The 19492-nt window shown below is 63.8% G+C and carries 17 protein-coding genes and 7 pseudogenes; 15 read left to right on the forward strand and 9 right to left on the reverse strand.

The features are described from left to right. Positions 1–1159: 1159 nt before the first annotated feature. The 3 genes from MBELCI_RS12945 to MBELCI_RS12955 all read left to right on the forward strand — a co-directional run bounded on the left by MBELCI_RS12945 (position 1160) and on the right by MBELCI_RS12955 (position 3507). Positions 1160–2068: a hypothetical protein gene (locus tag MBELCI_RS12945; protein WP_045320137.1), complete on the forward strand. Its 909-nt coding sequence runs from the start codon at positions 1160–1162 to the stop codon at positions 2066–2068. 525 nt (positions 2069–2593) lie between these two features. Further along, positions 2594–3076, forward strand: coding sequence for a hypothetical protein (locus tag MBELCI_RS20770; protein ID WP_021694689.1), 483 nt, complete (start codon positions 2594–2596; stop codon positions 3074–3076). After that, entirely contained in the window at positions 3073–3507 is a 435-nt protein-coding gene (locus tag MBELCI_RS12955; protein WP_021694690.1) for a hypothetical protein, read from the forward strand. The genes MBELCI_RS20770 and MBELCI_RS12955 overlap by 4 nt, the downstream gene beginning before the upstream one ends. A 242-nt stretch (positions 3508–3749) precedes the next feature. Here the strand turns inward: MBELCI_RS12955 and MBELCI_RS12960 are convergent, their stop codons facing one another. After that, the gene (locus tag MBELCI_RS12960; RefSeq protein WP_021694691.1) at positions 3750–4340 is read right to left on the reverse strand and encodes a hypothetical protein; all 591 of its coding nucleotides are present in this window, start codon (positions 4338–4340) and stop codon (positions 3750–3752) included. A 540-nt stretch (positions 4341–4880) separates the two neighbouring features. Between MBELCI_RS12960 and MBELCI_RS12965 the strand changes: the two genes are divergently transcribed. The 4 genes from MBELCI_RS12965 to MBELCI_RS12980 all read left to right on the forward strand — a co-directional run bounded on the left by MBELCI_RS12965 (position 4881) and on the right by MBELCI_RS12980 (position 9045). After that, a complete protein-coding gene (locus MBELCI_RS12965; protein ID WP_131505553.1) occupies positions 4881–5306 on the forward strand; it encodes a hypothetical protein in 426 nt (141 codons plus the stop codon). Positions 5307–5508: 202 nt separating this feature from the next. Continuing rightward, on the forward strand, positions 5509–7347 hold the full coding sequence (locus MBELCI_RS12970) for a site-specific integrase (protein ID WP_021694693.1): 1839 nt from the start codon (positions 5509–5511) through the stop codon (positions 7345–7347). Next, complete coding sequence (locus tag MBELCI_RS12975; RefSeq protein WP_021694694.1) at positions 7340–7873, forward strand: hypothetical protein; 534 nt, start codon at positions 7340–7342, stop codon at positions 7871–7873. The genes MBELCI_RS12970 and MBELCI_RS12975 overlap by 8 nt, the downstream gene beginning before the upstream one ends. Beyond that, positions 7804–9045, forward strand: a complete 1242-nt coding sequence (locus MBELCI_RS12980) for a hypothetical protein (protein WP_045320141.1) — start codon at positions 7804–7806, stop codon at positions 9043–9045. Before MBELCI_RS12975 ends, MBELCI_RS12980 begins: the two co-directional genes overlap by 70 nt. A 301-nt stretch (positions 9046–9346) precedes the next feature. Here MBELCI_RS12980 and MBELCI_RS12985 read toward each other — a convergent pair whose 3' ends face one another. The 3 genes from MBELCI_RS12985 to MBELCI_RS12990 all read right to left on the reverse strand — a co-directional run bounded on the left by MBELCI_RS12985 (position 9347) and on the right by MBELCI_RS12990 (position 11166). Then, positions 9347–9817, reverse strand: coding sequence for a hypothetical protein (locus tag MBELCI_RS12985; RefSeq protein WP_021694697.1), 471 nt, complete (start codon positions 9815–9817; stop codon positions 9347–9349). A gap of 251 nt (positions 9818–10068) precedes the next feature. After that, the gene (locus tag MBELCI_RS20775; RefSeq protein WP_131505554.1) at positions 10069–10386 is read right to left on the reverse strand and encodes a hypothetical protein; all 318 of its coding nucleotides are present in this window, start codon (positions 10384–10386) and stop codon (positions 10069–10071) included. Positions 10387–10689: 303 nt separating this feature from the next. Continuing rightward, the gene (locus tag MBELCI_RS12990) at positions 10690–11166 is read right to left on the reverse strand and encodes a hypothetical protein (RefSeq protein ID WP_045320142.1); all 477 of its coding nucleotides are present in this window, start codon (positions 11164–11166) and stop codon (positions 10690–10692) included. Between the two features lie 326 nt (positions 11167–11492). On the opposite strand from MBELCI_RS12990, the pseudogene MBELCI_RS21775 reads away from it, so the two are divergent. Next, a pseudogene (locus MBELCI_RS21775) lies at positions 11493–11618 on the forward strand (IS3 family transposase); the annotation flags it as partial. Positions 11619–11831: 213 nt separating this feature from the next. Here MBELCI_RS21775 and MBELCI_RS12995 read toward each other — a convergent pair. Both MBELCI_RS12995 and MBELCI_RS13000 read right to left on the reverse strand, forming a co-directional pair. Further along, the gene (locus MBELCI_RS12995; protein WP_045320143.1) at positions 11832–12215 is read right to left on the reverse strand and encodes a hypothetical protein; all 384 of its coding nucleotides are present in this window, start codon (positions 12213–12215) and stop codon (positions 11832–11834) included. Positions 12216–12400: 185 nt separating this feature from the next. Next, a pseudogene (locus MBELCI_RS13000) lies at positions 12401–13655 on the reverse strand (IS3 family transposase); the annotation flags it as partial. A gap of 691 nt (positions 13656–14346) precedes the next feature. On the opposite strand from MBELCI_RS13000, the pseudogene MBELCI_RS13010 reads away from it, so the two are divergent. Then, positions 14347–14676: pseudogene (locus MBELCI_RS13010) on the forward strand (transposase); the annotation flags it as partial. A 271-nt stretch (positions 14677–14947) separates the two neighbouring features. Here the strand turns inward: MBELCI_RS13010 and MBELCI_RS13015 are convergent. Then, positions 14948–15452 (reverse strand): annotated as a pseudogene (locus MBELCI_RS13015) (IS110 family RNA-guided transposase); the annotation flags it as partial. 196 nt (positions 15453–15648) lie between these two features. Between MBELCI_RS13015 and MBELCI_RS13020 the strand changes: the two are divergent. Continuing rightward, entirely contained in the window at positions 15649–16344 is a 696-nt protein-coding gene (locus MBELCI_RS13020) for a hypothetical protein (RefSeq protein ID WP_021694704.1), read from the forward strand. Between the two features lie 46 nt (positions 16345–16390). Here the strand turns inward: MBELCI_RS13020 and MBELCI_RS22630 are convergent. Then, positions 16391–16528 (reverse strand): annotated as a pseudogene (locus MBELCI_RS22630) (Rap1a/Tai family immunity protein); the annotation flags it as partial. Positions 16529–16925: 397 nt separating this feature from the next. Between MBELCI_RS22630 and MBELCI_RS13025 the strand changes: the two are divergent. Both MBELCI_RS13025 and MBELCI_RS13030 read left to right on the forward strand, forming a co-directional pair. Continuing rightward, positions 16926–17252: a type II toxin-antitoxin system PrlF family antitoxin gene (locus MBELCI_RS13025; RefSeq protein ID WP_021694705.1), complete on the forward strand. Its 327-nt coding sequence runs from the start codon at positions 16926–16928 to the stop codon at positions 17250–17252. Continuing rightward, positions 17249–17767: a type II toxin-antitoxin system YhaV family toxin gene (locus tag MBELCI_RS13030; protein ID WP_021694706.1), complete on the forward strand. Its 519-nt coding sequence runs from the start codon at positions 17249–17251 to the stop codon at positions 17765–17767. The genes MBELCI_RS13025 and MBELCI_RS13030 overlap by 4 nt, the downstream gene beginning before the upstream one ends. Positions 17768–17938: 171 nt before the next feature. Here MBELCI_RS13030 and MBELCI_RS13035 read toward each other — a convergent pair whose 3' ends face one another. Then, positions 17939–18169 (reverse strand): hypothetical protein, encoded by a 231-nt coding sequence (locus tag MBELCI_RS13035; RefSeq protein WP_021694707.1) that lies wholly within the window; start codon positions 18167–18169, stop codon positions 17939–17941. A 90-nt stretch (positions 18170–18259) separates the two neighbouring features. On the opposite strand from MBELCI_RS13035, the pseudogene MBELCI_RS21780 reads away from it, so the two are divergent. The 3 genes and pseudogenes from MBELCI_RS21780 to istA form a co-directional block, all read left to right on the forward strand. Further along, a pseudogene (locus tag MBELCI_RS21780) lies at positions 18260–18523 on the forward strand (IS110 family transposase); the annotation flags it as partial. 85 nt (positions 18524–18608) lie between these two features. Next, positions 18609–18800 (forward strand): annotated as a pseudogene (locus MBELCI_RS22960) (IS110 family RNA-guided transposase); the annotation flags it as partial. A gap of 124 nt (positions 18801–18924) precedes the next feature. Further along, positions 18925–19492, forward strand: a 568-nt coding sequence (gene istA / locus MBELCI_RS13045) for an IS21 family transposase (RefSeq protein ID WP_110546506.1), incomplete at its 3' end; no start/stop codon positions are given.

A 19492-nucleotide genomic window follows, 5' to 3' on the forward strand; every position in this document is an offset into this window, starting at 1 on the left:
CCCGATGGCGCGGTGGATCCTTTTGTCCGCCTTCACCCCCTGCACCACACAGTCCACGACGCGCTTCGATCAGCTCCCTTCGCTTTCCTTCCGACGGGGCTTTGGGGTCCGAGATCCTGCGTCCCTTGTACGAGATCCTGCGTCCTTGGCCCGACTTTCTGCGCCGTTGCTCCGGATTTCCACGTCCGGCTTCATGACAGGTCACTGTTATATATATATAATATGCCTCCCTGAATAAGAAGAACAAGGAGAAACTACAGGAAAAGGCCGGCCACGCTGCCTGCGGCGGTGCCGACGGCCCCTTCTGCGGGATCGGATAGGGGGACGTCCATGATGCGCCGCGGACCACGGCCCAGAGGTGCGAGGATACGCGGCAGACCGCCGGCATAGTCCGCATTGCAGAGCAAGGGTATCGCTACTTGCCAAGGCCGGTTCGCCTGTCGGACCCGCCGAGGACCTGTAAACGCTCAACTGGACAAAAAGCGACGTCAGTCGTTTTCGCGGCGAACGGGCTGGAACCGCTTCTCCATAAGACCCCAGTTCGGAGTCTCCGCGACCCGACTGGATCGCGGCTTCACGCAAACGAGAAAATTCGAATGACCCACTTTGCCATTACGGGCCCCTGCGGCCTGACCGTTTGAGCACGGCCTCGTCCACCTTCGCGGCGTCGGAGGCCAGCATGTTGCACGCGGTTTTTTCCGAGGCCGGGCGTCCTCTCGTAGAGCATGGCCCCCCGAAATTCGGAGCACCCGGAATTTTCACCTTTGACTTCGACCAAAGACAGACAGGAAAAAAACTCCCTTCGTCGCGGTCCTGGCGGGGCCTTGACCCCGCCCGGAGTGCCTTTTCGGGGGTGTCTAATCTTTTCTTCCTGTCTGAAGTGTCTGGCCCGCTTTTCTCCTTTTATTCCTTACCTTTAACCGCCGCCGTCCGGCGGTAATGCAGGCCTGTGTCTAGGCGCATACGGGAACACGAGGTGCCGTTGCAGGAAGAGTCCGCGCCCAGGGGAAGAAGCGTAGAAGGAATTACGGGCAGAATTTCCGCGCAACCGGGGTGCCAAAATACGGATGGTATCGGGCAAGGCGCATGGCCCACTCGGTGCAATTTCCGCACCCGCGGCTCGCGAACCATCTTCTCCCTGACGCAACAGGAGCAGATCATGCCATTCGACCAAGACCATATTCATGAAGTCCCGGAGCCGGCGGCCCGCCATGCCACCGGAATTCCGAGCGACCGGATGTACCGCATCGCCGAGCCGCTGCGCTGGATGCTCGACCAGGTCGAGTTGAGCGACGCCGAGATCCGCCTGCTGCATGTCCTCCTGCATGCGACCTGCCGCAGGACCGATGACTGGTATCGCGGCACGGCCCTGCAGCCGGACGCGGGATATCGGGCCAGCTGCATGGATTTGCGGCGGCGGCTCGGGCTTGAGGCCTCGAACAGCAACCGCGTGATCCGCGATACCCTGCCGCGTCTGGCCGCCACCGGTCTCTTTCAGGAGATCCGCCTCGCGCACCGCAACCGCAAGCTCGTCTGGCGCTTCGCCGACGACACTTTCGCCGCGCTATTCTCCGACTCGGACTACGGTCTGCTCGACATCGCTGCGCTGGCCACCTTGAAAAGCCGGTTCGACCTCGACCTCTGGGTGCATCTTGCCATCGTCCGGCGCATGAACGCGCCCCGCATCGCGTTCCTCCTGGAAGACCTGTATGCGCTGCGCGACAGCCAAGGCGCCCTGGCTTGGAGCGACCTTCGCAAACCGTTTCTGGGTGCGCTGCACAAAATCGCTGCGCTGCATGAAATGCAGGTCGTGCTGCTGCTCGACTGGGAGGGACGGCTTCCGGGGATCGATCGCGTCCTGCTGCGGCTGCGCCATGCTGGGACCAGCTGGCGCTATGAAGCCCTCGGGAAGACCTACACGGACACGGTCAAGGTCATCGTACTCGATGCCACGATGCGGGCCGAACTCAAACCCGAGGCCCTCCCGGGCACGTTGCAGACGCTGCGCAAGGTCCGTTGGGATCTCACGCGCGCGCTGCCGGACGCCGCCAAACCCGTTTCGGTCTGAAATCCATACGGCGTCCGGCCGGGGGCATCGTTGACAGGACCTACCTGGAGGGACCAAGGCACGGGTCCCCGACCGCCAACTGAGGTTTCCCTGGCCGTCATGCGCGCATGCCGCGATTGGCAGCCAGTCCATTGGGCGGGTCGGGGAGGTGAACGGGTCGGAAAAACGGCCAGTCGCCCGCCTTGCGCTCGGGACTGGCTGCCAGCCGGGCCGCAACGGGGGCGGGCTTCTCGCGAGACGCCACCGTCGGCCTCGGCATGGTTTTTGCGGCTACGAGAAAACAGGACGCGAAAGACAGACATCCGCGGCGAAGAGGGCTGAAGCAAGCGGCCAGGGGGGGAGCGTCGGGAGCGCTGACCGCCGGCCCGTTCCGATCCAGTTTGGATCGGGCCACCGCTGCAGGGGTCAGGGGGTGGGGGCTCCGGCGGGTGCGGGCGTGGTCCCGGTGACACGCCCGCACCTCCGGAAGCCCAAGGGGAAAAAGAGGACGGGCGGGTCGATCCACAAGAAAGGACCCCCCGGATCATGACCCCTCTCGAAACCCCGCCACCTGCAACCTGGCAGGTCGGCATCGCCGCTGGCGACATCGTCTCCTTCCGCTTTCCCTATCCCGACGCGCCAACGACCGAGCGCGCACGCCCCTGTCTCGTCGTCGACGTCGATCACGAGGCCGGTGAGGCGGTCCTCGTCTATGGCACCTCGCGCTGGAGCGGCGCCAATCGCGGCCAGGAACTGCACGTCACGGGGCCGGACCTCCTCCTGGCGTCGCTGGACCGGCCGACGCGCTTCGTCGGCGTACGCCGGGTCCGGGTCGCGCTCGACAGTCCTCGCTTCATCGCCGGGGCACGTGGCACGCCCGTCGTCGGACGGCTCCCCGATACGACACACGCGCAACTTGACCGCCTCAAGCAGCCACAGGCCCCGTCGCGCCGACGGGCACGTGGCTTGCGGCGTCCCCGGGCCACACAGGCCGGGCCATTTCCCATGCTGCACAGGAGCCACGCATGACCGACCAAACCCTTTCGCACGACCTCGCCGAATACGCCGCACGCACGCGGCCCGCTTTCGACCTGCTTTTCTCAATCGAGAAGGGCCTGCCCGCACAGGCGCGCCGTCTGACGGGCTGGTTTGCGCAGGGCCTGTCGCACAGCCCCGAGGCGGTCCGCGAGGCGGCGCTGGCCGTCGCCTTGCGCGACATGGTGACGGTGCGCAATGCGCGACTGAGTTTCCAGGCGATGCCGGCTCAGTGGGGGTGTCGTCCGGTCGCGGTCATCGCCGGCGATCTCGGGGGCGCCGTACTGTCGGGATGCGCCGTCGTCGATCTTCTGCGTCTTGTCGGGCGGCATGAGGCGGACATGGCACTGAGCCTGATCCGGGACGTGCAGCAGACAGAGGCGCGCCAGCGCGCGCAGATCGCGGCTGCCCTTCAGCGCGGATAGCTCGGCATTCCGTCGGAGCGCTCCGGTTTCTCGCGCGGGAGCTGCCGAGGCGCGGCGCGGGACGCCCGCCTCGGTGCATCGCCGTCACGCCCCCTGGAGGGCGCAACGCGATATCGGGCCAGCGCAGTCGAGGTGTCGCAGTTCGAAAGATCGGTGCATGGGGGTGGCGCAATCCGTGCCGCCCCCATGTGTGCGCTGTCAGCTCGGTTGGTCGTGCGAAATGACTGCGCGGCGCAGGTCGGTTACGTGGCCATCTTCAGCAGTGACAGTTCGTCCGGCGCGGGAAGCTCGAACGCGTAGTGCTGGAAATGGGGATTGATCATGCGCAGGAAGGCAAAGAGCCCCCGCAGTTCCGCGAGGGTCTGTGTGGCGACGTCCTGTGTCGGCTTGGCATGCATCAGCACCTGAATGTCGGTGATGGCGCCTGGGCCGCGATCGTCGCCGGCCCTGAAGGCAACGCCGACAGTGAAGTTCTTGAAATGCATCGTCTCGCACGGGAGGCCGGTCCAGCCGAACTGGGCAAGGTAGCTGCGGGCAGGACGATGGCTGCGAAACCAAGACGTCTTGAGCGCGCGGACCGCCGCACGGGCACCGGGCTTCAAGCTGGTGAAAGCGCCATCGCAGCTGCGGCCGTCGCCGGTCGCTACGATGGCGCACAGGTACTCGGACACAGAACCGCCGGGATATTGCGGCCCGGCGCTGTGGCCGAGAATGAGGCCGAGAAGGTCGCCCCCGACCGCACCCTTCAGGGAATGCAGCCCTGTGGTGGTCTGTTCGGGCAGTTCGGGCGCGAGCGGCGACACGTACGAGAAGGTGGGGGTGATGGTCAGCATGGTCGTCTCCATTGGGGAATGTGTGGGTCACATCCCGAATTTGGGTTCATTCCTCGGAGACAAAAAAACGAGATCGCAACTTTCTCGAAAAAAATTCACGCAGCATGCTCCCGGACGTGGGACGCCCAGGACGTGGACCGGAAAAAACGTCGGCTTGTCTGCGCCCGGATCACGTTGGACCTGATCCATGCCCCGTAGGGGCACGCGGTCCGCTCTACCCGGCGGACAGGATGCGCAGCGCCCGTCCGCGCGGCCAACAGGGCCCGGTGGCCTTGGTCATCGAGGCCACGCTTGCATGGTTTGGGCAACGGGTTGGCCCTGCCCAAACCTGTATTTTTCCGGCACCGGATCAGTGCTGAGGGGACGGCGCTCGACCGCCCGTCCGCTCGCCGACAAGGCGCATCTGCCGCGCCACGCCGGACCTGCGCCAAGCCTCCCTGGTCATTTTTTCCGCTTGCCCCCGGGGCCTAATTCCCCCGGGCCATGCTCGACAGACCCATCTCCCGTACCGATCTCATTCGGTTTTTCGCCCTCGATGCGATGCGTCCTTCCGTTGCCTCGCAAAGGCCCTCGGACCCGCGACCACTGGCCCGCGTGCTGCGCGATCTCGGTATACCCCTGCGGGGCGGCACCACCCGCTGGCCGGTGGTCTGGCGCGCCTTGGGACTGGCCGAGGAGCAGGAAGAGGCACATTACCTCGCGCTGACCGAGCCGCTCCTGACGGCCCGAATGGTGGCTGAGCTAGTTGGCGTCGCGGACCCCTCGATCATCTACCGGTGGAGCAAAGGGCGCCTGCCGAGTGGCGCCAAACCGTTCCCGTCCCCGATCGACCTGTCTGGTGGACGCGAGGCCGCGCGGGCCAAGCGCTGGCGCCGCGCCGAGGTGCTGGCTTGGCACGTGGACAAGCCCCAGCCCCGTTACGCCAGGCCCGCCCCGGTCTTCGGCGCGATCCGGCCCGCCCCATGACCCATGCGATGCACCGCACCTCCCGCGCCTCGGACACACCGATCCACGACTTGGCGACCGGACCTACCGCCAAGCGACCGGGACACATCCGCCCGGCCGGTTCCACGGGCGGCAACCTCGAAGGCGTGTGTGTCCGGCACGCGCTTTGGCGACCGAAACCGCGTCCAAGCGACCCGAACACGCAAAACGAAAGGATCACCTCATGCTCGATCTGACCGGCCATTCCAGCCTTCCCAAGCGGCACATCACACCGGTGAACACCCCCGCAGTGACGGGGCCGACACTGGCCGAATTGCAGGCCCACGTGGCGACGCGCATCGACATCTCGACCAAGACCCAAGACCGCTATCTTTCCGCGATCGAGAGGGTCGGCGCGCTCCTCAACACGCCGCTCGCCATGATCCCGGCAAAGCTGACGCTGGTCGAGGATCGGTTTCCGCTGACCGGGTTCAACCCCGACTACTGGTCGACCGACGCGGCCTACACCCTGTTCCGGCGCCGGCTCCAGGCGGCTCTGAAGGAGTTCCTCGGCGTACATGCCGAAGCGGCGCGTCTGCGGGCGATGGACGACGATTGGACCTGGCTGTGCGCCGCCGTCGAACCGCTGACCAAGGGCAAGCTGGGGCAAGGGCAGAGCCAGTGGCACCCGATGAAGCTCGCCGCGCTGAAGACCTTCGCGCTCGTGGCCCGCGCCCAGGGCTGGCAGCCGCGCGATCTCGACCTCGCCCGGGCGCGGCAGCTCGACGAAATGTATATCGGCAACAAGCGGGAGGCCAACCGTCGTGCGCTCACCCGGCTCGACGATCTGCGAGGGTTCCCCGAGCTCATGCCCTGGCTGCCGCCGCGCCCGATCGGCTTTTCGAGCCAGGCGCGCGTGCCCCTGCTGGCGCCGCTTGCGCCGCCTTGGGAGCACCAGATCTGCACGTGGGTCGACGCCGTGACCAAATCCGGCTGGGACCCGGTGACAAAGTCCTACTCCGACGATCACAAGGGTCATGCCCATGTCATGCGCAGTGCACTCCGGACAACGCTGCGGATCACGGTCGGACAGGGCCTCCTGGTTTCGGGCGTCGAGGATCTCAGGCCTCTTCTGGCCGATGACGAGGCGATCTGCGCCATCGCGGGGGAGATGTTCGGCCGGCGGCTTCGATCGAAGCGCGACGGACATCTCGAGCCGCGCACGGCCCGCAAGTACCTCAAGGCCCTGAACCAGCTCCGGGCTCACTTGGGCATCGACACCACCCTCCTGGACCAGGTGCTGGCCAACAACAAGGACGCGCGGAAAGGGAAAAAGGACGACGAGCGAATGACGCCGAAGAACCGCGCCTTTTGCGAGAGCCTGATCGACAAGCGGCCGATCCGGAAACGCTTCCTGACCTCGTTCGAGGTGCTGCGCACCGAGGCTGAGCTCCCGATGGAACGGGCCGGGCTCGAGCAGCGCGAGCTCACAGGTCATGAGCGCGCCCGCGTACGCATGCTGGGCAGCTGCGCCTGCTTCGCAGCGATCGAAATCGGCGGTGCGCCGATCCGCGTCGACAACGCGATGCAGCTGACCTGCGTCGGCGAGGACGCCCAGATCCGCATTCCGACATCGTGGAAGAAGCCGATCAAGGTGTTGATCCCGGCGGAGGCCACGAAAAACAAGGTGGAGATCGAGTTTCCGATCCGGGCCAATGCCTATGGCTGCCATGACACGATCCTGTGGTATTGCCGCGTGATCCGGCCGATGTTTCCGCATGCCGCGACGAGCCCCTACCTGTTCCCCGCGGTGACGGTGCCGGGCGCGCCGCTCAACGCCGACTACTTCGGGGCAGAATTTTCCGCCTTGATGAGAACGGTCGTGAACCTGCCGATGACGCCGCACCAGATGCGGCACGGCCAGACCTCGCTGCTGCTCGACAAGTATCCCAACGAGATCGAGGTCATCGCCAAGCGCATCGACGACAGGCCCGGCACGCTGCGCCAATTCTATGGCTGGATCAGTGCGCTGAAGCTTGTCGAACGCGGACAGGACCTGCTGGTGGGGCTGATGGATGACTGAGACCCGCTACGACACCCGCAGCCGCGCGGAGATTCTCGCGGCGGAGCATTTCGCGCCGTTCCGGGAGATCCCCGGGCTCGACGGGATCGGCCTGCGCGAGATCCGCACGCTCGATCGGTTCTTCGACTTCGCCGAAGGGCAGGGGATCACCGTGCCGGAGGTAGCTGACTTTCTGTCTTTTGCGGCGGCGGATCGCTCGACCCGGCGGCTCGACGACCTGCGCACCGCCTTCGACCGGCTGCTGCCCGAGGGCACGCCGGTGCGGGAGGTGGTGCGCGAGGCGATCCGGGCCAAGCGCCCGCGCAGCCGCAGCTGCGACCGGCGGGACCGCGCGGCGCTGCGCGCCGATCCGCTGCTGGCGCCCTACCGCGACCTGCCGGGCTTCGACACGGTGGCACTCGAGGACCTGCGGGTGCTCGCACGGTTTCTGGCTTCGCCGAGGCGCACGGCATCACCGTGGCGACCGAGGCAGACTATCTGGCCTTCGCAGCCGATACCTCCTCGAGCCGGCGGCTGCGATCCCTGAAAGCCGCTCTCGATGCGCTGCTGCCGGGCAACCCGGCGGTGCATGTCATGCTGGCGGGCGCGATCGCCCGGAAGTCGCCGACGCGGCCCTCAAGTGCGGGCCAAATCCCGAGGCCGCCGGCCGCACGGCGGGTCGATGCGGCCGAGCTGCCCGAGGCGTGGCAGCGCCTTCTCCAGCGCATGCGCCTCGGCGCCATGCCGTTGCACCAGGCCGCCCCGGCGGCCTCGGTCATCGACAGCATGGAAGATGTCTTGCGCGAATACGCCCACGTGCAGCGCGAAGCCGGGACGGAGGTGGCGATCACCATCGAGGGTGTGCGGCGCCTCGAGGCCTCCCGCGCCGCGCACGCCGCTGCCCGCGAGGCTCCGGCCTACCAGGCTCAGGGCAACCGGCCCGCGACGCGACACACCGCCGTGATGCGGCTGCGCAAGTTCGGCGAAGCACTTGGGCTCGAGCCGCTCGTGCTCTCGGCCCTGTGTCATCACGAGAATACCCTGCGCCGCGACCTTGGCACCGTGGTGCCGCTGAAGTTCGGCCGGCTCGACAATCTCCCCGGTCTTTCCGCCACCTGGGGCCTCGCGGCTAACCTGCTTGCGCAAAGTGAAGTCGCGCCGCGCCGTTCGACGAAACTGCGCCTGCTGACCGAGGCGGCGGTGCTGGCGATCTGGACCCTGCTGCCCCTGCGCTTGGGCGACGGGCAGCTGCTCTGGGGCCGGGATGTTCGTTTCGACGGCGCGCGCTACCGCATCGATATCGAAACCCGCAAGGAGGAGGAGCCGCTGCGCGGCGCGCTGCACAGGGTGCTGACGCCGTTTCTCCATGCGCTTGTGCTGCGCGGCATGGACCCGGTCTGGCTGTCGCAGATGCGTGAACGGGCATTGGCCGAAGAGCGGCCTCTGTTTTGTACTGTGGATGGGCGGCAGCTAGCGGAAAGCTACCCCTCCCGGGTCTGGCGGCAATATTTCGGCACCGGTGCGCATATAGCCCGCACCCGGGTGCATTCCGAGCTGGGGCAGCTTGGCCCGGAAGGTGTCGAGGCGGCGCTGGCGCTCAACGCACAGCGAGATCCTTGCACCGCCGCGGACTACCAAAGCGCCGCCGTGGAGCAGGCCCTGCGCCGCCAAGGTCAGGACATGGTCGATGGCCTGCTGGCGGAGTGCTGGGAGCCATAAGAGGAAAAGAAGTACCGACATGGCCGAGAATGTGTTCCTCCAGATGGGGGCACAGAGCGTGAGGCTGCCTGCCTACTGAAAGCAGTTAGGTCCCGTCCACCCAACTCGGAAAAAAGGTAAAAAAGCTCTCGCTTTGCCTGCCTGCCAGTTCGTAGGTTTTGCGGAAGAATTTTCCGTAAACAGATCGGTCCATGTCGCCACCCGAGGAGCGGGAAGACAAAAGCATGTGGCGATGGCAGCCACGCGGCGCGCCCCTAAGCGATCTGGGAACGCCGCTGGCCGTCGAAAGCGGATCGGGCGCTCAGGCGTCAGCGACGTTCTGCTCTTGCGGCAACGCGCGGATGCCGTCGAGGATCGCCGCCTCATGGGTCAGGAAGGATTTCTCCAGCCAACACGTCATAAGGCGCTTGATGTAAGCATCCTTGCAATCGCGGTTGTAGGAAAAGTCTGGAAACAAGGGTGGGCAGAAGGAGGTTTGGAAGTCGATCGGCTCAAGCCGGTTGGATCCACCATCGGAAATCACCACTGCGGTCAGCTTGGAGGTGCTTGTGACGCCCTCGATCGCGATCTCGTAGATGTCAAGTTCGTTCGTAAGGCGAATGCTGGTGGGACCCTTGGCCTCCAGCAGATCGTGGTGAGCTTCGTTGAACCCGAGGAGCAGGGGGCCGAACCGGGCCTGTAGATCTTCGCCGAGAAAGTTATTCTTGCCCTTCCGGGCGCCGCGTTTGCCGGACTTGGAGGCCTTGGCGGCGACGGCAGTAAGCTTGGTCATGATCTTGTCCTTTGATGCGCGTTCTGATCGGGGAGACATCCTCTCGTCTCGAACAGGATCTTGGGTCGTTTCGGTTGCTCCGGAAAAACGTGGCGAACATTTTTCTTGAGGGGCGTTTGCCATACGGTTTGATCGACTGCTCATGCGGCAATCAGCGCCGCCCGTGGCAAGCGCCCCAGTCGGTTCGGTGCGCAAATGATCTCAGCCGGACCGCGCGGGGGCGTGTTCCTGTAGCTGGCGCAGGCCGCGCGTCAGGCGGGTGCCGGGCGCAGGATCGGCACCCCGGAGAGGCGCTCGCAGAGATCGATCTGCGCCTGAAGCCTGCGTCGGTGACCGGCATCGGAACGTTCGAGGTGGGCCTCCTCGACAAACAGAGCTGCCGGCCGGGGCGTGGATGCGAGCAGGGTTGGCGGCATACCGAAGGTCCGAGATTTCTTGAGCCAGATGAACCTCAGCGCGCCCGGGCAGTGGACTAGCTCAAGCCGTGCCGGACCGGTTTCGCCGGGTTCGAGAAATTCGGAGGGAAACTCCTCGAGAATTTCCCGTCGTCGTCGATGGCGGCGGCGCATTGCGCGTGGGCGGGCACGAGATGCGCAGGGAGGTCGCAGCGGCGCTGCTCGTGAAAACCCGAGGCGGATTTCGCGATATGCAGAGTTCCCCGATTTATAGACCGTAGTCGAGCATGCAGCCGGGCTGGCGCAGGGCCACGATCTCGCCAGCTTGGCTACCTCGCTCAAAGCAACCGTGGCGAACAGCCAAGACTGTGGGGTTCGACCGTGCAGCTCCCGGGCTGAGATGATCGGGCAGCGAAAAGGTGTGACAGACGTCATGTGGTGGTTCCTTCGAGAAATGGAACAAACGAGGGGAGACGATCAGCCGGCGAGAAGATAGGGGTCGTTCAGGGCGGCGAGGATGTCAGCTGCGCGAAGCTCGACGATGTGGAAGAGGCAATGCGTCAGCCCGATCAGAGGGTTGGCGGTGTCGCGCGTGTCAAAGCGCAGATCAACAAGCATCGGCAGGTCCGACGCTGCGGTCAGGCCCGCGAGATCGAAGCCCGTCACGTTGCCCGCGGGGTCGATTTCAATGTCGAGACGCAGCGTGACGTCTCCGCCAAGTCCGCTGTAGACGAACTCGGCCGCGTCGACCGAATTCCGCCGGACCAAAGAGCACGGCTCGGAGCACAGCGTGTCGTGCAGGCCGATATAGGCGAACAGCCGAGCTTTGAGCGGCAAGCTCTTGGAGACCTCGAGGCTCGGAACGGTCCACTTGTTGGCAGGAAGCGTCACAGGGACGGCGTCACCTGCTGTGAAAGCTGCGCCGAATGAGGTGAGTTCAGAAAATTTGATCATGGTTGGATCCGTTCTCAAAATCTAACGGCACCAGCGCCGTCGAGGAGTAGATCGGACCGTTTTCCATGGCAGGAAGAAGAAAATCTTGCCCGCCCGAAATCCCTTGTTTTCTTGTGGGCTGAGACTGTCGACGGGGTCGGTCAAGGACCATCCAGATCCGAACCACTCACGGGCGGACCCTGCCTATCGGACCCAGACATCCCGAAAGAACGCGCCTCGCACCCGACCAATTACAGCGCCGGGTTCAACTGCGAAAAACCTGACAAAACAAACGTTTGTGCCCAGTACTGGAAATGCCTTCGGGCGTCTTGTCACCGCGATCGCCCCGGCGCGTCTGGCGAGGTGTGATCAAGGTGGGAGTGCCCTGCAACCTGCACCGGATCGAGCGCTTGATGAAGCTGAATGGTTTGCAGGGAGGGCCCCGTCGACACGGACTGCCAAAGGACCATGGGGCGCACACCGCCTGCGGGGTCCATCGTACCAAGCTGCCATGCGCAGCGACGTTTCCGCCTACACCGAGCGCCTCTATAGCCCGAAGCGCCGCTCCTCGAAGCTGGACTGCCGCAGCCCGACGACGTTCGAATCCTGCACGATACTACCTTGACCTGCTGTCCATGGGACCGGCAGCAGTCCAACCAAATCAGATGGCTTAAGAGTGCGCCCCATCATGCGCTCCATCCGCAGATGAGGCAGCCGTCCTTTTTGATCTCTACAAGGAGGTCTGTCAGTAGCATCCGATAGATCGGTAAGGCAGCCTGCCAATCGTCGGGTTCGCCCCAGCAGAAGTTCATGGGAAAGGTGTTCAGAACGGCTGAAAATGCGTCGGTGCCGGGTTCGGGGAGCGCGCAAAGTGGCAAGCCTGCGGCGCGCATGTCGTCTTCGATCTCTTCCAGCATCGATACGATCATCGGGCGAGTGACGTAAAAATCTGTGTAGGGTTCGATACGAACCAGTGGGCGGGAGCAGAGCATATCGAAGAAGTCGCTGTGATTGCGAAAGCCAAGTGCCTCCGTTTCGTCCTGCCTGTAAAACCCAAAATCTAGTCCCATGGGCATTCCTTTCGGTTTGATATGTGGAGCAGCCGAGGCGTCCCAGAGGGACTATGGGTATGTCCTTTGCCCGTCGGAAATTCCGGCGACAGTTTTTCAATCATTTTTGCTCGCCTTCCCTGAACGGCGTCGTTGGGCCTTGGTCCTGTACCGGGGCACGGAAATGAGACAGCGCGCTGCGCTTGTCATGCCGCCATTTTGGTCCCCGTGGCGGTTTCGGTTTCAAGGGCTTTTTGTTCGGCCCTGATCTGATTTGGCGTTTTGTAGTCGTGCCGCTCGCGCAGCCACGAGGCGTTATACTCTGCGGCGAAAGCGGCCAAGGCCTGCCTGAGCTCTTCGATGGTCGCGAAGTGGCGAACCCATAGGAGCTGCTCCTTGAGGGTACGTATGGCCCGCTCTGCCACGCCGTTGCCTTCGGGCTGGCGCACAAAGGAGGGTGAGCTGGGGATGCCGAAGAAGCGGACCTCGTTCTGGAAGTCCTCCGACATGTAGTTCGACCCGTGGTCGTGGCGCAGCTTCAGGCCCTCGGCCACGCCCGGCTCGATGCCGCCGAAATGCCGGGTGACTCCCTGTCGGATCGGCTCAAGCGCCTCCCAGCGGCTTGCGCTGGAGGAGGCATGGGTGCCGATGAATTCGCCCGAGCAGTGATCGACTGCGATGAAGACGTAGGCGCGGCCCTGCGCGGTCGTGAACGTCTGCGTCATGTCCGTGCCCCACATTTGGTCGACCCTCTCGGTCACGATCGTTCCGTCATGGGCGCGGGCGTCCCGCTGGATCGGACGGTGCGGGGCCAGAAGGTCGTTCTCCCTCATGATCCGTCGCACGCGGCGCGCAGCGGTGCGGATGCCCAGAACCCGCAGCCGCGCCCAGATCTTCCGGTAGCCCTCCCCGGAGAAGGGGGATGAGGCGATGACGGCGCGGATCTTCTCCAGGAGCACGCAATCGGGCGCCGCCCCTGTGGGTCCACGGCGACGGGGTGGCTGCGTCTCGTTGGCGGCGGCGCTGCTCGAGACGCGATGTCGGTACACGGTGGCCCGAGGAACCTTCCAGACGTCACAGACCCGCGCCATTCCGTAGCGCCGCCGCGTGGAGATCGAATGCGCCCGGCTCATCTCTTCGACCTCCGCCGGGCCAAAGGCGCCCGCCCTCCAGCTTGTCGATCTTCGCGTACAACAACTCGTTAGCCATGGTGATCTCGCCCACCTTGGCATGGAGCCGCGCGATCTCCTCGTCGCGGTCATCCCTCTCGCGCTCCTTCAGGGCGCTCTCCGACGCCATGAGAACCCGATCGCGCCATTCCGACAGCCGGTGGACCGGAACGTTCAGATCACGCGACACCGCCTCAAGGCTCTCGCCGCGCATCAACCGTTGAACTGCCGTCAGCTTGCGCTTCGCGGAGAAGCGCCTCGTACCGCCGGCTACGGCCCCGTCGTCGCCAGCGTTATGGGTGCGCGCCGACGAGGCCGTGGCCTCCGTTGCGCCTGATGTTGCCGTTTTCTTGTCGTCCATATCGTACTCCCCTGATCCAGAGAAATAGCGCTACGAACTGTCTCAAGAAACCGTGCCCCAACCCAGTTGGGCCTTGGTCCAGGGCTTTCATAGCGGCAGTCCCAAGGCTGCCGTTTGCGAAGTGTCTTGATGCAATCGGGATAGACGAAGCAATCTGCGCCGGGTGCCATGATCGCGGTGCTCGGGATATGAGCAACCTATTTGGAAACGGCTTAGATGTGGCGTGTTGGTTCTCAAGCGAGGCGCGGGGCATGATCGGACGCCGGGGTTGATGATTGCTCGACCAAACGAGCGGCTGGGATGGATGGCGCTGCGGGTAATGTGCCGAAGATGATGAAGCTGAGGTGGTTCCCGTTCACGCGGAAGGGACTGTCGGTCTGCTTCCTTGGTTACTTCGGACACCGCTACAGAAAGACTGCGCCCGCACGATGCGATGACGGTTTTGCCGACAGCAGGGGAAAATCCACGCCGGCCGCACAGGCGTCCCCGAAGATTCATCGGCGGAATGTTCGGGGACGACTGTGCGAGGAGGGAAAATATCCCGACAGGATGTGAGAATTTTCGGCTGCCTTGTCTAAGGGCGCCTGACGAAACCTATCCTTGTCTCGTGGATTCTCTTGGCATGAGACATGAGCTTGTGCCCGATGAGATGTGGGCGGTGGTGGCGCCGCTGCTGCCGGAGGAGCCGCCGAAGCCGAAGGGGGGGCGCACTCGGGTGCCGGACCGAGATGCGCTTCGGGGGATCGTGTTCGTGCTGCGGACCGGCATGCCTTGGGAGATGCTGCCGCGCGAGGTGTTCGGCTGCTCGGGCATGACCTGCTGGCGGCGGCTGCGGGACTGGCAGCAGGCGGGTGTGTGGGACCGGCTACACCGGGTGCTCTTGGAACGCCTCGACCGGGCGGGCGAGCTGGACTGGTCCCGCGCCTCCTTGGACGCCGCGTCCATCGGGGCAAACGTATGGCCCGCCCCGGTGCAAGCGCCGATTGGGTGATGGTGTGAGCAGTCTGCACAAACGTATCCGGCATGTCGGCTCGTCGGCCGCTGCCAAGATGGAGATCCGCGCGTCCCGATCCTCATAAAGGGGCCGGCCTCGTCGGGCCATTTTGCGCCGGAGGTTCTCGGGACACCGGTCGACTGTCAGGCCATCTTCCTCTCACCACTCGCAGCTCGAGGCACCCGGCGATGTTTACGCCGGGTACCGGTTCAATGATTTCAACGCGCCATCAGAAGATGACCCGAAAGCTGCGTCCGTGGTGGAGCAGCGCCCAGACGATGCGCGCCATCTTCGCAGCCAACGCGACAACGGCGACATTGGGATGCGCGCGGGCCAAGAGCGCCCGCAGCCATTTCCCGGTTGTGGTATCTTCCCGTGACACCACGGGCATGGCAGCTCGTGCGCCTTGGATCAGCATCTTTCGCAGATAGCGGCTCCCTCGCTTCGTGATGCCAAGGAGCTTTGGCTTGCCGCCGGTCGTGACCTGGCGAGGATCAAGGCCCAGCCACGCAGGCAGATCGCGACCCCTTCGAGAAAGTTGCTGCATTGCCTACTGCGGCGACCAGCGCGGTGGCGTTCAGCGCGCCGATGCCCGGGATGGCTGTCGGTCGTCGAGCGCGCTCGTCGGTCCGGGCCAGGGCTGCAAACTCGGCGTCGAAAGCGGCGATGCGGCGGTCCACTTCCTCCCACCGAGTGCGCATGTCCCTCAGCAGGAATGCCATGCGCGGGTTTAAGAGCGTTTCTCTTACCTTAGGCACGAGTATCCCGATCCCCCAGTACGGGACTACTGGATGCCTCCCGACAAATCTTCCTTGGCATGTTGAGGCGGGCGAGCGGTGTGCCGCAGCTTTCTTGTCGATCAGGCTTCGATCTGGGCGATCGGGCACAATCTTCTAAGTGCGAACGGATACAGGCTGCGAGGAGATTTCGATGTTAGGAGACGCGATCGGATACGAGCGAGAGGGCGACACGCTCATCGTCAGGCTCCCCTATGCCAAGAAGGGCTGGTTTCGCCGCAAGTTCAAAACAGCGAAGTGGAATCCGGAACGCAGGGCCTGGGTTCTCCACAAGAACCTGAGGAAGAAGCTCGACGCTGCGATCATCGAGGACAAGAACGCACCGACTGGCTCCTTTGGCGTCAGCAACGGATCTGCTCCCTCTGCCGTGCTCAGGAGCTGGGATGCCGAGGCAGAGAACGACTGGATTGACGACAACGGAGACCATCACCTCGCCAACTATGACCGCGATGGCCTGGCCTACTATGCGAACCGCGCCGACGCGCCCGAGTTCGGCGCTAAGCCAGCGCCCTCCAAGCCTGCCGCACCCGAGATCAAGCCGAACGCACCCAAGAGAGGCCCGAACGCGGTCAGGAAATATATGCTCCTCATCGCCAAAGACATTGGAGTGAATGTCGAACGCCAGCTGCCCGAGGCAAAGCTCAAGCCAGGCCGCTACGAGAGCTTCTATGGTGCCGAAGCCTCCTATGTGCGGGGCTTTGTCGAGGCGCTCGACAAGGTGCAGAAGCATGGCAGTCATTTCCCAGACAAGAGCGCGCAGGCGTATCTCGACTACCGCGCTGACCTGGACGCTCTGCGTGAAGCCTATCCGGGCTGGATGGGATCCTGATTGGGTTCCTGACTGACTGTCTGACTGGATGCGGACCGTTTGTGGGTCAGCAGGGAAACGTTTTCGTCAGCGCTCGATGGACGATGGCAGGGGAATGCTCATGCCAAAATTCGGGGTGAGCCCTTATAAATTTGAGAACGATAGCCTGCAACTGACCGCCCGTTGCGTCTCGTGGAGTGCATGCCTGAGGTCGTCCCGATAATCAGCGCCGTGCACACCAAGTTGTCCGTTTGGGATTCACTGTTGCAAAGTTCGACCAACGACCCGCCAAGAGCGCCCTGTGCGTGGGTGCCTGATGCGTAGGCAGAGGCGGAGGCGGAGGCGGAGGCGAGGGCGACTGCGAGCAAAGCGGTTCTGACAGGCAAAGTTCACTCAATCTCAGCTTATGGGAGCGGCACCATGCACCAGCGGCATGGACCGCGATCGCCAAACCAGCTGCGACCGACCATCGAGAACGTCTCTTGGGGTGAAAACTCAACTCCTCATTCGCCCATAGCGGGAAGCTATGCCCAACTTGACATGACAATGCAAATGCATTACCTATCTGGTGTCGAAACGGCCAACCTGCTCAGGAGTCTGCTGTGACCGCGCTCGCTCATGATGTCTCGAAGCTCACCGATCGCTATCAGACGACCGTGCCAAGCGGCGTGCGCAAGCAGCTGCACTTGGACAAGGGTGATACAATTCGCTACTGTACCGAGCCGAACGGCCGTGTCTATATCGAGCCTGTGCATGCCGAAGAAGAAGATCCCGCGCTCGGTGCATTCCTCGACTTCATCGCAGCTGACATCACAGTGCATCCGGAACGTCTTCAGGCGTTCGACGGTGCCTTGCATGACCGCTTGAAGGCGCTGGTCGGAGAGGTCGAAATCGATCTCGGTGAGCCACTGTCGCCTGAGGACGAATGACTGGCGGTGCTGCGCCCGCCGAAGCGCCGCTCGTCGTCAACGGATGGTCGATCTATGCGCACCCAGTCTTCCTTGAACAGCTGGAAGCGCTGATCGCTGAGGTCGAAGGCCGTAAGGCGCGCGACCCTCAGAACTGGCACAGGAAGAACTGCACGAAGCGGTTGGCGGCAATTCTCAAGCTGGTGACCGAGGCGATACCAGCTGATCCGGGCGCCCGAGACTTCCGGCAGGGTGACACACTTGGCGATCACCGCAGGCACTGGTTCCGAGCAAAGTTCTTCCAGCAGTATCGGCTGTTCTACCGGTTCAGCAGTGAGGCAAAGATCATCGTGCTTGCGTGGGTAAACGACGAGAAGACCTTGCGCGCCTATGGCAGCAAAACCGATGCCTATGCGACCTTCACCGGGATGTTGAACGACGGCAACCCGCCAGAAGATTTCGACGCGTTGATGAAAGCGGCCATGGGTGCGGCGGAGCGGTTCGAGAGAGGCCTCGGGGCCGCGCCTGGCCGCTGAGGAGGGCATCGGGGGAGCTCCTATGTCACTCAGCCAACACGTCCTGCGGATCCCCACACGAAAAAACCCGGGCGGCAACGATCTCTCGCTGCGCAACCGGGCATTCTTGTTTGAAAAGGAAATATGACTTTGTGGATTTGGGCGCAGCGCCCGTAGGCGCTGGCTTCGCTATCAGGCTGCGTAAAGGCCACGAACCGGCGACCCTGGGCGGGCTTCGGTCAGCTTGACGAACATGCCTCGGTAGCCGGCGCGAACGACTTCGCTGACATCCCACCAGGCGGGGGTGATGGCCGTCTCATAGCTGTCTTCCGTGTCGAGCCCCTCATCGGCCTCAGCGAGGTCCTGTGCGTTGGCCTCGGCGAAATCGATCGCATCGAGCAGCCGAAGTTCGGAGCGAGGCATTTGAAACGTAACCGATGGGGTGGACGCCCCCCGGCGGCATCAATGTGCCATGATAGCGGGTGTTGAAGTACCGCTAAGGAGGGAGCGTCCATCGGAGAGGTTAGCATCATCGGCCTGGATCTGGCCAAGAACGTGTTTCAAGCGCATGGTGCCGGGGCGGATGGGGCGGTCGTGTTCCGGCGCAAGCTGTCGCGGACGCAGCTACTGAAGTTCATCGCAGCGCAGTCGCCTTGCATTGTGGCGATGGAGGCAAGTGCCAGCGCCCATCACTGGGGCCGAGCGATAGGCGAGCTTGGGCACGAAGTCCGGCTGATCCCTCCTGCCTATGTGAAACCATTCGTGAAGCGGCAGAAGATGGGATGGTTGCCGCCCTCCCCAGACGGCACCGCGATGTGCCATGGTCGTGGTGTTCAAGGCTACGCAAAGGAGAGGATGGCAAATGAAAGATACAATGATCGGTGTAGATCTGGCAAAGAGCGTCTTCCAGCTTCACGGGGCCAGCATGGCCGGACACTTGAAGTTTCGAAGGAAGGTAACTCGGATCCAGTTTCGACAGTTCATGTCGAAGCACGAACCTGCCGTCGTGGTGATGGAGGCCTGTGGCAGCGCGAGCAATTGGGCGCGAGAGATGATCAAGTGAGAACGGCGGTGAGAAAGTCGGCCACGGTAGCGGCGGGGTGAGCCTGCTGCGGGCGGCGTGAAAGTCGTCCACCTTTACCCTTTCTGGAGGCAGGGAGGGCGGGAGGATTTTCACCGTGGACTTGTATCGCAAGGTGCGACTGGCCTGTGCCGAGGGGATGAGCCAGCGAGAGGCGGCGCGTCATTTCAACATCTCGCGTGACAGCGTAGCCAAGATGATGGCGTTCTCTGCTCCGCCCGGCTACCGCCGCACGGCGCCCGTGAAGCGGCCGAAGCTGGAGGCCTATACGGGGATCATCGACGGCTGGCTGGAGGGGGATCGCGCGGTTCATCGCAAGCAGCGGCACACGGCCAAGCGGGTATTCGAGCGGCTTCGTGACGAGCATGGTTTTTGCGGCGGCTACACGATCGAGAAGGATTACATGCGGGAGCGCGAACGGCGCGGCCGCGAGATGTTCGTGCCGCTGGCGCATCCGCCCGGTCACGCCCAGGCCGACTTCGGCGAGGCGGTGGTCGTCATCGGCGGGATCGAACAGAAGGCGCATTTCTTTGTCATGGACTTGCCGCACAGCGATGCCTGTTTCGTGCGGGCTTATCCCGCGGCGACAGCGGAAGCCTGGGTCGACGGCCACGTCCATGCCTTTGCATTCTTCGGCAAGGTGCCCGGAGCTATGCCTGAGTTTG

Source organism: Limimaricola cinnabarinus LL-001 (assembly GCF_000466965.1).
Lineage (GTDB): Bacteria > Pseudomonadota > Alphaproteobacteria > Rhodobacterales > Rhodobacteraceae > Limimaricola > Limimaricola cinnabarinus.